The sequence below is a fragment of the Staphylococcus saprophyticus subsp. saprophyticus ATCC 15305 = NCTC 7292 genome, assembly GCF_000010125.1.
Taxonomy (GTDB): Bacteria; Bacillota; Bacilli; order Staphylococcales; family Staphylococcaceae; genus Staphylococcus; species Staphylococcus saprophyticus.
Window position 1 is genome coordinate 1,317,617 of sequence record NC_007350.1, and the last position, 14,070, is coordinate 1,331,686.

Below are 14,070 nucleotides of genomic sequence, written 5' to 3' on the forward strand. Positions count from 1 at the left end.
ACAACTGGTGATTGGATTAAAACAGCTTTAAATCAGTCATTTCAAGCACTAGCCATTCTTTCCAAATTGAGAAGACGAAACTTTTTTAGCAAAATGATATAAGTAGTTCTTACGCTTTTTTTATATATAATGCACGATTATTGTTAACTATGGTTTTCGTTGATTTTATTTTTCTCTATATAATGTTAATATGTATATGGATAATAACGTGAGGTGTGAACATGGAAACGACATTAAACATATTAGAAACACAAATTACACAGCGACTTCGCGGTGTAAATCATTATGAATCAATCTATATAAATAAAACGTTGGCACAAATTCTTGATTCTTATGATATACCACAAGAAGCTAAATTAGCTTGCCTCACAATAGATACAGCAATGCGTCACTTAGACGAAGTTTCTACAACTTTATCGTCTAAAAAATCTATTTTAATAGGTGACTTGTTAAGTGCACATTTTTATACATTATTAGCAAATTTAAATGATCCAACTTATCAAAAAGAAATTAGTACAGCCATTGTAGAAGTAAATGAAATGAAATCTTCTATTCACCACGAAGCAATAGATATTAACGCTATTGGAGCATATATATTAAAAATAGAAAATACATTTCCACTAATTACAATAAAACGATTTATTCCAAATGCTGATACTTCTTTTATCAACGATAAATTAATAGCAAATTTAAGTGAAAATCATCCTTCATATTTAAGTAATTATTCTAAAGAAACGTTAGAATCATTTTTAGACCAACTAAAAACTGAAATTCATCCAAAAAGAGGTAATTAATATGGCAGATAATAAAGCAAAAAAAGAACAAGTACATGATGTTTTCCAAAATATTTCTGGTAAATACGATCGACTGAATAACATCATAAGTTTCGAGCAACATAAAACATGGAGAAAGCGCGTAATGAAAGAAATGAATGTGAAGTCTGGATCTAAAGCATTAGATGTTTGTTGTGGAACAGCAGATTGGACAATCTCTTTAAGTAAAGCTGTAGGTCACACTGGAGAGGTCATCGGTGTAGATTTCAGTGAAAACATGTTAGAAGTTGGAAAACGCAAGACCAAAGATATGCATAATATTCAACTTGTTCATGGTGACGCAATGAATTTGCCATTTGAAGATAACGAATTTGATTATGTAACAATCGGTTTTGGTTTAAGAAATGTGCCTGATTATTTAGCAACATTGAAAGAATTAAATCGTGTACTTAAACCAGGTGGTATGATTGTTTGTCTTGAAACAAGTCAACCTACAACGCCAGTATTTAAACAATGTTACAAACTTTATTTTAAATTTGTGATGCCAATTTTTGGTAAAATTTTTGCAAAATCTAAAGATGAATATGAATGGTTACAACAATCAACATTTAATTTTCCAGATAAAGAAAAACTGAAAAGACTATTTAATCAAGCAGGTTTTAGTAATGTTAAAGTCCGTAGCTTTACAGGTGGCGTTGCAGCAATGCACCTTGGCTATAAATAAAAATGAATCAACCAAAGGTGATTAGCGTGTCAAAGTTAAATATAAATAGTGAAATTAAAAAAATAGAAAAACGATTAGAACAGTCAATTAAAAGTCACGATAAAGTACTCGAGGCTGCTTCACATCATTTATTTTCTTCTGGTGGTAAACGCGTTAGACCAGCTTTTGTAATTTTAAGTAGCCAATTCGGCAAAGAAATGAATGAAGATGTTTATCGTGTCGCAGTTACGCTTGAATTAATTCACATGGCTACTTTAGTCCATGATGATGTTATAGATAAAAGCGACAAACGTAGAGGCAGTTTGACGATTTCAAAAAAATGGGATCAAAACACAGCCATACTCACTGGTAATTTCTTACTCGCTCGTGGACTTGAACATATATCCAATATTGAAGCTAATCGTGTACACGCTGTTATTTCTCGCGCCATTGTAGAAGTATGCATGGGAGAACTATATCAGTTTCAGGATCAATTCAATGGACATCAGACAATAACAAACTACTTACGTCGAATTAATCGTAAAACAGCATTGCTCATTCAATTGTCTACAGAAGTAGGTGCAATCACCTCTGGAGCTGACGCAAAAACTGTACATAATCTAAAAATGATTGGCCACTATATAGGTATGAGTTTCCAAATTGTAGATGATATATTAGATTTTACTAGTACTGAGAAAAAACTAGGCAAACCAGTTGGAAGTGACTTGATGAATGGTCATTTAACTTTGCCTGTGCTTTTCGAAATGAGAAAAAATGAAACATTTAAACAACAAATCCAGCAATTAAATTCAGAAACGGATCATGAAACATTCGTTAAACTAATTGATCAAATTAGAAACTCTGATGTCATTGCGCAATCTCAAGCTGTAAGCGACAAATATCTTAATAAGGCTTTACATTTAATTGATGAATTAGATAACGAAGATTCAAAATCATTATTTAAAAAGTTAATTAAAAAAGTTGGTAAAAGAAATGTGTAACTTATGTGAAAAACATTGAAGGCGCTTTAATAACCTGTTAATATATGAATGTGATTCAAAACATATTTTTATTTTTAATACATATTTGTGTACATTAATTTATTAATCGTACACTGATACATAACAAACAGGGGGCAGCACACACAATGGAAAGAACATTTTTAATGATTAAACCAGATGCAGTACAAAGAAATTTGATAGGGGAAATTATTTCTCGCATTGAAAGGAAAGGTCTCAAATTAGTTGGTGGTAAATTTATGACTGTACCACAATCACTAGCTGAAGAGCATTATGCTGAACATACTGACAAACCGTTCTATAAACATTTAATTAGTTTTATAACATCTGCACCAGTATTTGCGATGGTTGTTGAAGGTGAAGATGCAGTACATGTAGCTCGTCATATTATAGGTAAAACAAACCCATCAGAAGCTACGCCAGGTACAATTAGAGGAGACCTTGGTTTAACAGTAGGAAGAAATATTATACATGGCTCAGATTCAGTTGAGTCAGCAAATAAAGAGATTAATCTTTGGTTTAAGGCTGATGAGTTAAGTGAGTACTCAGAGTCTAGAGAATCTTGGTTATACGAATAATCATTAAAAATTGTAAATACCAATAATTAAACTGATTAGATCATTGTATCTAATCAGTTTTTTATATGTACAAAACAAATTTTCCACTCGTTTTACATGACTATAGTAATCAAGTACAGGATTTAATATAATTTAAATAACTCAAGTGTTACACTTGTAAAATAATAATATTAGAAGTCATTTTTATGAATATTCAGCAATTATTAATTTTCCTATTAATTTGAACTATTGAATATGATAAGATATAGAACATATATTAATTTAAAGTACTAAAGAACGGAGTGGGCAAAGTATGAGATATTTAACTTCTGGTGAGTCACATGGACCTCAACTAACGGTGATTATTGAAGGTGTGCCAGCTAATTTAGAAATTAATGTAGCTGATATAAATGAAGAAATGTTTAAAAGACAAGGTGGATATGGGCGTGGTCGCCGTATGCAAATTGAAAAAGATGCTATTGAGATTGTTTCAGGTGTGAGAAATGGTTATACACTTGGAAGCCCAATTACACTGATTGTTACAAATGATGACTTCACACATTGGAAAAAAATAATGGGCGCAGACCCAATTAGCGAGGAAGATCAAGATAATATGAAACGTGTTATCACTAAACCTCGTCCTGGTCATGCAGATTTAATCGGTGGGATGAAATACAATCACAGAGATTTAAGAAATGTATTAGAACGCTCATCTGCACGTGAAACAGCAGCACGTGTTGCTGTAGGTGCCGTTTCAAAAATACTTTTAAAACAATTAGATATTAACTTTTATAGTAGAGTAGTAGAAATTGGTGGAGTTAAAGATGATTTAGAATATGACTTAGATACAATCAAATCAAATATCGATAAAAATGATGTGCGTGTCGTTAATGATGAAATCGCGCAAACGATGCGAGATAAAATCGATGCTGCTAAAAAAGCTGGTGATACAATCGGTGGCGTTGTACAAACAATCATTGAAGGTGTACCGGTTGGAATTGGTAGCTATGTACATTATGATCGTAAACTAGACGGTCGAATTGCACAGGGTGTTGTAAGCATCAATGCGTTTAAAGGCGTTAGTTTTGGTGAAGGGTTTAAAGCAGCTGAAAAACCTGGAAGTGAAATTCAAGATGAGATATTATACGATACAACAAATGGGTATTATAGAGGCTCAAACCATTTAGGCGGCTTTGAAGGCGGCATGTCTAATGGAATGCCAATCGTTGTTAATGGTGTAATGAAACCTATTCCGACACTATACAAACCATTAAATTCAGTAGATATTAATACTAAAGAATCATTTAAAGCATCTATTGAGCGTTCTGATAGTTGTGCTGTACCTGCAGCCAGTGTTGTTGTTGAAAACGTAGTCGCATTTGAATTAGCAAAAGCATTGCTCGAAGAATTTCAATGTAATCATATTGAACAGCTTCAATCACAAATCAAAGAACGTCGTTTATTAAATATAGAATACTAAAATGTAACTAAAAAATTAACAGATTATTGAGGTGATTACATGAAACTAGAAACAACTTATAAATCTAATAATTATCCTATCATTGTAGAACACCAAGCAATAGACCATTTACATCAGTTTATCAAAGACTATGAAGATGTCGTACTTGTTGTCGATGAACATGTAAACCATGATTGGCACGAATTGTTAGATTTTATCACTTCTGAAAATAATGCGCATAAATTGATCATTCCTTCAGGAGAAACGACAAAAACCTTATCATTTTATGAAAAGACCATCGAATCATTATTAGCTAAACAATTAACGCGTGATACATGTCTCATTGCGATCGGTGGTGGTGCTACTGGTGATTTCACAGGTTTTCTTGCTGCGACTTTATTAAGAGGTGTTGATTTCATTCAAGTTCCAACAACTATTTTGGCACATGATTCAAGTGTGGGTGGCAAGGTAGGGATTAATTCTAAACATGGTAAAAATCTAATAGGCGCTTTTTATAGACCTAAAGCTGTTATTTATGACCTGAATTTTTTAGAAACATTACCTTACACTGAGATATTAAGTGGTTATGCAGAAGTTTATAAACATGCCTTACTAAACGATATAACGTCTGTAAATAATATTGAAGCACAGTATCCAAATGAACAAGCACTTGCTTCGTTAAAGGATATTGAATATTTTCTATATAAAGGTATAGAAACAAAGCTAAATATTATTGTTCAAGATGAAAAAGAATCTAATGTACGTAAATATCTAAATTTGGGGCATACTTTTGGACATGCTGTTGAGTATCAATTTAAAATCCCACATGGTCACGCCGTCATGATAGGTATAATTTATCAATTTATAGTTTCTAATATCATATTAAATACACATTATGATATTTCACATTATATTCAGTATTTAAAATCACTAAACTATCCGTTAGAAGTCATTCAATCATTTGAATTTAATTCATTGTATGGATTAATGTTAAAAGATAAAAAAAATGATCAACAAGGTGTGCAAATGGTGCTTTTAAATGCTATTGGGGATCCTCAAGTCAAACACGTAGATAAAGCCACACTTTCACAAGCTTTTGAAATATTCACAACACATTTTGAAAAGTAGGTGCCTAAAAATTGTCAAATAGTAAATTAGTAAAAATTAACGGACCACTTGTTGGGGAAATCGAAGTACCTGGCGATAAATCAATGACACATAGAGCGATTATGTTAGGTTCGCTTGCAACTGGAAAATCAACCATTTATAAGCCGCTTCTAGGTGAAGATTGTCTTCGTACAGTCGAAATATTTAAACTTCTAGGCGTTCAAATTGAAGTCAATGAAGATAAAATCGAAATTGATTCACCTGGCTATAAGTATTTCAAAACACCACACCAAGTGTTATATACTGGGAATTCTGGTACAACGACGCGTTTAGTCGCCGGATTATTATGCGGACTCGGCATAGAAACAGTCTTATCTGGGGACGAATCTATTGGTAAACGCCCAATGGATAGAATTATGAAACCATTAAGATACATGAATGCAAATATTACTGGAATTAATGATAATTATACGCCACTGATTATTAAACCTGCTTCTATCAGCGGTATTACTTATGAAATGGAAGTAGCCAGCGCACAAGTTAAAAGTGCAATTCTTTTTGCAAGTCTTTTTGCTAATGAACCAACGAAAATTAAAGAATTTGATACAACACGAAATCATACAGAAACGATGTTTGAACATTTCAATATACCTGTTGCTGTAAATAATGACATTATTGAAATGCCAAGTCTTGGTATCGAACATATTAAACCTGCTGATTTTCACGTACCAGGTGACATATCGTCCGCAGCATACTTTATTGTTGCTGGCTTGATTACGCCGGGCAGTGATATTACAATTCACAATGTTGGCATTAACCCTACACGTTCAGGTATCATAGATATCGTGACACAAATGGAAGGGAATATCACATTGTTTAATCAAACAGATAATCCAGAACCAACAGCATCAATTCGCGTGCAATATTCACCTAATATGAAACCTATTCATATTGATGGTGACCTTGTACCTAGAGCGATTGATGAGATTCCAATTGTAGCCTTACTTTGTACGCAAGCGAATGGTACAAGTATTGTAAAAGAAGCGGAAGAACTTAAAGTTAAAGAAACAAACCGCATTGATACGACCGCAAATATGCTTAATTTGTTAGGGTTTACATTGCAACCAACGAATGATGGTTTAATCATCCACCCATCTGCATTTGAACAAACGGCGACAGTTAACAGTTTCACTGATCATCGTATTGGAATGATGTTAGCCATCGCGTCATTGTTATCAAATGAAGCACTACCAATCGAGCAATTTGATGCTGTCAATGTTTCTTTCCCAGGTTTCTTACCAAAGTTAAAACAATTAGAAAAAGAGGGATAATAGTATGGAAGATATCTACAAACTCATAGACGATATCAACTTACAAAAATTAGATAACCTAGATACACGGGTAAATGATGCATTAAGTTCCCCTAAAGACGATGCATTATTTATTCTTGGTGAAACGTTATATAATTATGGTTTAATGCCTCAGGGCTTAGAAGTGTTCCGTACGCTTTACCACAAATATCCTGATGAAAGTGAACTATTAATCTATTTCATCGAAGGGTTAATGTCTGAGAACCATACTGATGAAGCCTTAGAGTATTTAAGTGAAGTGGAAATGTCCACTGAAAGATTAATGTTAGAAGCTGATTTATATCAACAATTAAATATGCTTGAAGTTGCAATTAGTAAACTTGATGAAGCAATTGACATTGAACCAAATGATCCAATTATTCATTATGCATTAGCAGAATTATTATACTATGACGGACAGTATTTAAGAGCTACGTCTGAATACGAAACTGTCCTTGAAACAGGCGAATATGAAGTAAATGGCGTGAATTTATTTTCACGTCTAGCTGACTGTAGTTTGCAAAGTGGGAATTATAGCGATGCTATCAAAATGTTTGATGAAATTAGTGAAGACGAGATGGACTCTGAAGACTATTTTAAAAAAGCAATTGCTTATGAAAAAAATGATCTTACGCAAGAGGCAATTAATTTAGTACAGACTTTATTATCTAAAGATCCTGATTTCTTACAAGCTTATTTTTATTTACAACAATTATATGAAAATGAACACAACCATGCAGATGCAATTGAAATTGGTAAAGAAGGTTTGCGCTTAACACAATTTTATAAAGAATTAATGGTCTCTACAGGAACAATTCAAATAGAGCATGGCGATGCAAATGAAGGTGTCCAATTGCTTATTCAAGCATTAGAAGTAGATAATGCATACCAAGAACCTTTACTAATATTAAGTGATTTATATAGACAAGAAGAAGATTACGAATCACTCATAGGATTACTACAATATGTTGACGAAGAAGACTTGGATCCTGTCTTTATGTGGCATCTTGCCTATGCACTTGGCCAAGAAGAACGAGATAAAGAAGCGCAACACTTTTTCGAATTAGCGTATACGACGTTACAAACACAATCAGCATTTTTAAGTGATTACTATTATTATTTGATTGAAATTGGCCAAATTAAACAAGCCAAAATGATTTTAGACCAATTATTAGAATTAGAGCCTAGTAATGAAACTTGGCACGACGAAGCTGAAAGATTACAATCTTTCTAAATTAGGAAAGGTGGGTTCGAATGACTTATACCCTACAACAATCTAAAGCAGCTTTTATTGAATACCTTCTATTTCATTATCAGTTTAAATCTAGAATTAGTGTATGGGTATTGAATTTAATCAAGTCATCACCGAATTTATTGCAACAAATACACTTTGTAGATGCACGTATTCCAAATCATAACACACTAGAAATAGCTACAGAAAATACGGTAGAGCCTGCAATAAGATTTACACTAGACAATCAACAATTAATCAATAGCAATGAAATCTTTGAATTTATAGCAAATGATGCTTTGTCTTTTGATATAAAAGTATATTTTAGCGACACGCAAAAAAGAGATTATAAATTAGATAATTTATTGTTAACACAATTACTCAATTCACCTTATTATGCTGTATATATGCAAGATATATACAGCATTCCTTTATCGAAGCAAAGTGAGACTTCTATTATTTCTCATTTACAAGATAATATTGATTTAAGTTTACAATTACATGATAAAGCGTTGTTTTATCAATTATCACAAATCCTTAATACGTTTAAATTAAGAAATGTAAATACATCAACGAGGGACTGACGCTATGAATATAAAAACGTTATGGCATGCAATGATATATCATAAGGGTGTGCTTTACTTCTTACTTATTTGTAATTTACTAGGAACGGTATATGGTTATATATGGTACGGTAGTCAACTTAGTGTTACTGATATACAATTTAAGGCCTTTGTACCTGATAGTCCGACTGCATCACTGTTTCTATGTATTATCATTCTGGCCTATATATTCGGTAAACAAACACCCATTTTTGAGGCTTTGGCCTTTGTATCGCTTATTAAATACGGTGTTTGGGCAGTCATTATGAATATCATCATGTTTATACAATACGATGCAGTAACGATTACGGGTTGCATGCTTATACTATCGCATGGCGTAATGGCAGTTGAAGCATTCGTCTTTTATCCAAGGTTTAAAATATCTATTTCAGCATTTATTATTGCTATGATCTGGGTATTTCATAACGATATTATCGATTACGTTTTTATGCAGTATCCCTATTATGATTTTATCGCGAGTCATATTGAAGGTGTTGCTTATCTCGCTTTTTGGTTGAGTATTATTCCGTTAATTCTATATTTAAATTTAACTCGATTTAAAAAAGATAAAATATTTGACCACTAATGAAGGACACAGTAAAATGTTTATAAAGGAGTGAGATTTTTGTCTTTTATCTATATGATTATATACTTTGTTATATTAATGGTACTGCCTCTTTGGGCGCAGCACAAAGTTAAATCTAATTATGAAAAATATTCACAAGTCAGATCTACAAGCGGAAAAACGGGTCAAGAAGTAGCTTTAGAAATACTTCATGCTAATGGCATTTACGATGTTGATGTTGTAGAAGGACAAGGTTTCTTAACGGACCATTACGATCCACGTAAGAAAGTACTTGTACTATCTCCAGCTAACTTTAGCAGACCTTCAGTCGCTGGTACTGCTATTGCTGCACACGAAGTTGGTCATGCAATTCAACATGCGCAGGGCTATTTCTTCTTGAGATTCAGAACTTCTTTAGTACCGCTTGCTAATATTGGTAGTTCAATCGGCTATTTAGCTGTATTTGCAGGTATTATTTTAACAAGCTTACAAAGTACTTTAGGTTCTACAGCACTATGGATTGGTATAGCATTTATGTCATTTGCAGTATTGTTCTCAATTGTCACATTACCAGTTGAATTCAATGCTAGTAGTAGAGCAATGAAACAAATTCAAAGTTTAGATATCGTAAATGAAAAAGAATATCGTCATGCTAAAAAAGTACTTACAGCTGCTGCAATGACTTATGTTGCATCAACTGCAGTTGCTTTAGCAGAACTTGCAAGATTTATTCTAATTGCTAGATCAAGTGATTAATATAATTGATTCCCAAACATCTTTGATGTTTGGGTTTTTTTATGTGCTAATTCTTAAATTTTCTCATAATCAAAATACGACCGTTGTAATACAATTATTGAGTTCCTTATGTATAGTATACATTTTTCCTCATCTAGATACACAAGTATCCTACTGCTTTCTAAATATATTTTTTCACAATCAAGCATAAGCCTTAACTGTTGCAGGAATAATGCATGAAACATAAAATTAGTCTATACTATAAAAGAAACCGTTAGAAATGAGAGGCATATATTATGAAATCTATGAAAGAAATGCAAACCGAAATAGATGACTATATTGGACAGTTTAAAACAGGATATTTTTCTCCATTAGCGAACCTAGCGCGCTTAACTGAAGAAGTCGGGGAACTTTCAAGAGAAATCAATCATGTATATGGTGAGAAGAAGAAAAAAGCTTCAGAAGATGATAATACAATTAAAGCAGAATTAGGAGATAACTTATTTGTCTTAATGTGTATTGCCAATTCTTTAGATATCGATTTAACTGAAAGCTTTGATGAGACGATGGAGAAATTTAATACACGTGACAAAAATCGTTTCGAACGAAAATAATTTTACATGAATGAGAAAGGATGTACCGCCTTATGAAAATAGGCATCACTTGTTATCCATCTATGGGTGGTTCAGGCATTATAGCTACAGAATTAGGTATCAAACTCGCTGAGCGTGGTCATGATATTCACTTTATTACATCTAATATACCGTTTAGAATAAGAAAGCCTTTACCAAATATGACGTTCCATCAAGTTGAAGTAAACCAATATGCCGTTTTTCAATATCCACCCTATGATATAACACTGAGTACAAAAATCGCTGAAGTCATCAATGAATATGACTTAGATGTGCTACATATGCATTATGCTGTGCCTCATGCTGTGTGTGGTATATTAGCAAAACATATGTCACAAAAAGATATAAAAATAATGACGACCTTACACGGTACTGATATTACAGTGCTCGGTTATGACCATTCTTTAAAAAATGCAATTAAATTCGGTATTGAGGGCAGCGATGTGGTGACGAGTGTAAGTCAATCACTTGCACAACAAACTTATGATATCATCGAAACTGATAAAGAGATTGTCCCTATATATAATTTTGTAAGAGAAAAAGAATTTCCTACCAAACTCAATACACCAACTTCAGAGGATGAACAACTAAAAGCTTGTTACGGTATCCAACCTGATGAAAAAGTACTGATTCATGTGTCCAATTTTAGATCAGTGAAACGTATCGATACGATTATTGATACATTTGCAAGAGTGCATAAAGCTATCCCATCTAAATTAATCTTACTTGGCGATGGCCCTGAACTTATGGATATGAAAGAAAAAGCACGTCAACTTAATTTAGAAGATGCAGTGTTGTTTTTAGGTAAGCAAAATTGGGTGAGTCAATTCTATCAAATTTCAGACTTAGTTCTATTATTGAGTGAAAAAGAAAGCTTTGGATTAACATTGCTTGAAGCTATGAAATCTGGTGTGGTTCCAATTGGTTCAACTGCAGGTGGTATTAAAGAAGTAATTAAACATGAAGATACTGGATATATCGTTAATGTTGGAGACGATGAAGCTGCAAGTGCGTATGCGATTCAGTTACTAACTAATCCTGAACTATATCACGAAATGCAAACGCGAATGCTAGAAGATGTTGCAAATAGATTTTCATCTGATTTAATTGCAGATCAATATGAGTATTATTACAAAAAAATGTTAGAGGGTAACAATGACTAATTCTTTATTTGAAACAGCCAAACCAATTCTAGAAAAATTACAAGCTCATCATTTTCAAGCCTATTTTGTTGGTGGCTCTGTGCGTGACTATCTTATGAATAGACCCATTCATGATATCGATATTACAACGAGCGCAACGCCGGATGAAATTGAAACAGTATTTGATAAGACCATACCTATTGGGAGAGAACATGGCACAATTAATGTGATATACAAAGGCGAGCAGTATGAGGTTACAACTTTTCGTTCTGAGGGTGATTATGATGATCACCGTAGACCTAATGAGGTCTTTTTTGTTAGAAACTTATATGATGATGTACAGCGCAGAGATTTTACAATGAATGCAATTGCGATGGATATTAATTATCAAATCTTTGATTACTTTGAAGGACAGCAGGATATTAAACATCAACTCATTAGAACTGTTGGTAATCCTGATGAACGCTTTGATGAAGATGCATTAAGAATTATCAGAGGCTTACGTTTTCAATCACAATTTGGCTTTCACTTAGAAGAAGCTACTTTTACCGCGATGTTAAACCACATTGCAGATATTAAATATTTGGCAATTGAACGCATTGTTGTTGAATTAAAGAAACTAACAAATGGTGACTTTGTATCGAAAAGTTTTAATAATTTAAAGCATTTTATGGCTTTTAAATATATTCCATTTTTCAAACACTACGACATCACCAAATTCACATTACGTAATGCCATGCCTTTTACGACGTTTGTAGCGTTTTTAATATCTCAACAGCGTGAAATAGATGCGAATATTGCTGATTTAAAAGTGAGCAACAATGAAAAAAAACGTATTAAAACATTAGTTCAACTTATCGATCAAATAGATGAAGTACAAACAAAATCACAATTAAAATTATTTGTTTATGACTATGGAAAAAAAGATATACTAGAAGTATTAAGCTATTTAGATGAATTAAAACGAAATCGTATTACATCTATATCACCATTAATAGTTAACGACCAAACAGTTACTGAAGTTGCAAAACAATTACCGATGCTGTCAAGAAGTGAAATGGATATCAATGGGAAAGATATATTAGAAATAGCGAATAAAAAAAGCGGACCATGGCTCAAAGAAACCTTACGTGAAGTCGAATACGCTATAATATCAGGTGAAGTAGTCAATTTCAAACCTGAACTTAAAAAGTGGGTGAAAACACGTGTCTAAATATAGTAAAGCAGTTGTCTATATGTTATACCAATATGAATCTGAATACATTTCTGGCCAATTTATTGCTGAGCAACTTTCTATATCAAGAACAGCTGTAAAGAAAGTCATTGATCAATTAAAAGAAGAAGGGTGTCAGATAGAATCCATTAATCATAAGGGACATCGCTTAATTCAATTACCAGATAAATGGTACAAAGGTATCGTTATGCCAACCATTCAATCTCAACATTTATTTGAACATGTTGACGTATTCGATCAAGTAGAGTCCACACAATTATTAGCGAAACAAAAATTAGTAGGCAATACAGATACGTTTTTAATCCTAAGTGATGAACAAACGAAAGGAAAAGGCCGTTTCAATAGACCGTGGGCTTCAGCCAAAGGAAAAGGGCTTTGGATGTCAATTGTTTTACGACCAGATGTACCTTTCGATACGATAACTAAGTTTAATTTATTTATGGCGCTTGGTATAAGAGATGCTATTCAACAATTTAGTAAAAGTGATGTTTCTGTAAAGTGGCCTAATGATATTTATATCAATAATCAAAAAGTCTGTGGCTTTTTAACCGAAATGGTTGCTAATAGTGACGGTATTGAAGCTGTTATATGTGGTATTGGCATTAATATGAATCAAGAACCAAGCGATTTTACTGGTGAATTAGCTCAAAAAGCAACCAGTATTAGAATACACAAGAAAGATAAAGTGAATCGTTATGATTTTTTAGAAGTGCTTATTTCACAAATCGAGTATCGATATAAACAATTTATTAAAGAACCATTTTCATCTATTCGTGATGAATACATAGCTACTTCAAATATATGGCACAAACAGTTAAGATTCACTGAAAATAATGTTCAATTTAAAGGTGAAGCCATTGATATAGATGATAATGGATTTTTAATTGTTTTAGATGAGAATAAACAACAACACCAATTGATGAGCGCTGATATTGAATTATAACTCAAATAATGAAAGGAGG

The 14,070-nt window shown here is 32.8% G+C and carries 15 protein-coding genes; all 15 read left to right on the plus strand.

Features of this window, described 5'->3' with window-relative positions; genetic code table 11:
* Positions 1 to 221: 221 nt before the first annotated feature.
* A complete protein-coding gene (locus tag SSP_RS06485) occupies positions 222 to 794 on the plus strand; it encodes a hypothetical protein (RefSeq protein WP_002483249.1) in 573 nt (190 codons plus the stop codon).
* Position 795: 1 nt separating this feature from the next.
* Entirely contained in the window at positions 796 to 1,497 is a 702-nt protein-coding gene (locus tag SSP_RS06490; protein WP_011303067.1) for a demethylmenaquinone methyltransferase, read from the plus strand.
* Between the two features lie 26 nt (positions 1,498 to 1,523).
* Complete coding sequence (locus SSP_RS06495) at positions 1,524 to 2,477, plus strand: polyprenyl synthetase family protein (protein WP_011303068.1); 954 nt, start codon at positions 1,524 to 1,526, stop codon at positions 2,475 to 2,477.
* A 146-nt stretch (positions 2,478 to 2,623) separates the two neighbouring features.
* Positions 2,624 to 3,073, plus strand: coding sequence for a nucleoside-diphosphate kinase (gene ndk / locus SSP_RS06500; RefSeq protein ID WP_002483252.1), 450 nt, complete (start codon positions 2,624 to 2,626; stop codon positions 3,071 to 3,073).
* Between the two features lie 292 nt (positions 3,074 to 3,365).
* Positions 3,366 to 4,532: a chorismate synthase gene (gene aroC / locus SSP_RS06505; RefSeq protein ID WP_011303069.1), complete on the plus strand. Its 1,167-nt coding sequence runs from the start codon at positions 3,366 to 3,368 to the stop codon at positions 4,530 to 4,532.
* Between the two features lie 39 nt (positions 4,533 to 4,571).
* A complete protein-coding gene (aroB, locus tag SSP_RS06510; RefSeq protein WP_002483254.1) occupies positions 4,572 to 5,639 on the plus strand; it encodes a 3-dehydroquinate synthase in 1,068 nt (355 codons plus the stop codon).
* Positions 5,640 to 5,650: 11 nt separating this feature from the next.
* Positions 5,651 to 6,949, plus strand: coding sequence for a 3-phosphoshikimate 1-carboxyvinyltransferase (aroA, locus tag SSP_RS06515; RefSeq protein ID WP_011303070.1), 1,299 nt, complete (start codon positions 5,651 to 5,653; stop codon positions 6,947 to 6,949).
* A 4-nt stretch (positions 6,950 to 6,953) separates the two neighbouring features.
* Positions 6,954 to 8,201 (plus strand): tetratricopeptide repeat protein, encoded by a 1,248-nt coding sequence (locus SSP_RS06520; protein ID WP_011303071.1) that lies wholly within the window; start codon positions 6,954 to 6,956, stop codon positions 8,199 to 8,201.
* A 20-nt stretch (positions 8,202 to 8,221) separates the two neighbouring features.
* Positions 8,222 to 8,782, plus strand: coding sequence for a YpiB family protein (locus tag SSP_RS06525; protein ID WP_011303072.1), 561 nt, complete (start codon positions 8,222 to 8,224; stop codon positions 8,780 to 8,782).
* Positions 8,783 to 8,786: 4 nt separating this feature from the next.
* On the plus strand, positions 8,787 to 9,386 hold the full coding sequence (locus SSP_RS06530; RefSeq protein ID WP_011303073.1) for a DUF1405 domain-containing protein: 600 nt from the start codon (positions 8,787 to 8,789) through the stop codon (positions 9,384 to 9,386).
* Between the two features lie 39 nt (positions 9,387 to 9,425).
* On the plus strand, positions 9,426 to 10,121 hold the full coding sequence (locus SSP_RS06535; RefSeq protein ID WP_011303074.1) for a zinc metallopeptidase: 696 nt from the start codon (positions 9,426 to 9,428) through the stop codon (positions 10,119 to 10,121).
* Positions 10,122 to 10,396: 275 nt separating this feature from the next.
* The gene (locus SSP_RS06540) at positions 10,397 to 10,714 is read left to right on the plus strand and encodes a nucleotide pyrophosphohydrolase (protein ID WP_011303075.1); all 318 of its coding nucleotides are present in this window, start codon (positions 10,397 to 10,399) and stop codon (positions 10,712 to 10,714) included.
* Between the two features lie 32 nt (positions 10,715 to 10,746).
* Complete coding sequence (gene bshA / locus SSP_RS06545) at positions 10,747 to 11,895, plus strand: N-acetyl-alpha-D-glucosaminyl L-malate synthase BshA (protein WP_011303076.1); 1,149 nt, start codon at positions 10,747 to 10,749, stop codon at positions 11,893 to 11,895.
* Positions 11,888 to 13,087, plus strand: coding sequence for a CCA tRNA nucleotidyltransferase (locus SSP_RS06550; protein ID WP_011303077.1), 1,200 nt, complete (start codon positions 11,888 to 11,890; stop codon positions 13,085 to 13,087). Before bshA ends, SSP_RS06550 begins: the two co-directional genes overlap by 8 nt.
* Entirely contained in the window at positions 13,080 to 14,051 is a 972-nt protein-coding gene (locus SSP_RS06555) for a biotin--[acetyl-CoA-carboxylase] ligase (RefSeq protein WP_011303078.1), read from the plus strand. Before SSP_RS06550 ends, SSP_RS06555 begins: the two co-directional genes overlap by 8 nt.
* Positions 14,052 to 14,070 lie beyond the last annotated feature (19 nt).

Coding starts and splice junctions, on each gene's coding strand:
- SSP_RS06485 (WP_002483249.1), top strand. CDS start 222: ATGGAAACGACATTAAACATATTAGAAACACAAATTACACAGCGACTT.
- SSP_RS06490 (WP_011303067.1), top strand. CDS start 796: ATGGCAGATAATAAAGCAAAAAAAGAACAAGTACATGATGTTTTCCAA.
- ndk (WP_002483252.1), top strand. CDS start 2,624: ATGGAAAGAACATTTTTAATGATTAAACCAGATGCAGTACAAAGAAAT.
- aroC (WP_011303069.1), top strand. CDS start 3,366: ATGAGATATTTAACTTCTGGTGAGTCACATGGACCTCAACTAACGGTG.
- aroB (WP_002483254.1), top strand. CDS start 4,572: ATGAAACTAGAAACAACTTATAAATCTAATAATTATCCTATCATTGTA.
- SSP_RS06520 (WP_011303071.1), top strand. CDS start 6,954: ATGGAAGATATCTACAAACTCATAGACGATATCAACTTACAAAAATTA.
- SSP_RS06525 (WP_011303072.1), top strand. CDS start 8,222: ATGACTTATACCCTACAACAATCTAAAGCAGCTTTTATTGAATACCTT.
- SSP_RS06530 (WP_011303073.1), top strand. CDS start 8,787: ATGAATATAAAAACGTTATGGCATGCAATGATATATCATAAGGGTGTG.
- SSP_RS06540 (WP_011303075.1), top strand. CDS start 10,397: ATGAAATCTATGAAAGAAATGCAAACCGAAATAGATGACTATATTGGA.
- bshA (WP_011303076.1), top strand. CDS start 10,747: ATGAAAATAGGCATCACTTGTTATCCATCTATGGGTGGTTCAGGCATT.
- SSP_RS06550 (WP_011303077.1), top strand. CDS start 11,888: ATGACTAATTCTTTATTTGAAACAGCCAAACCAATTCTAGAAAAATTA.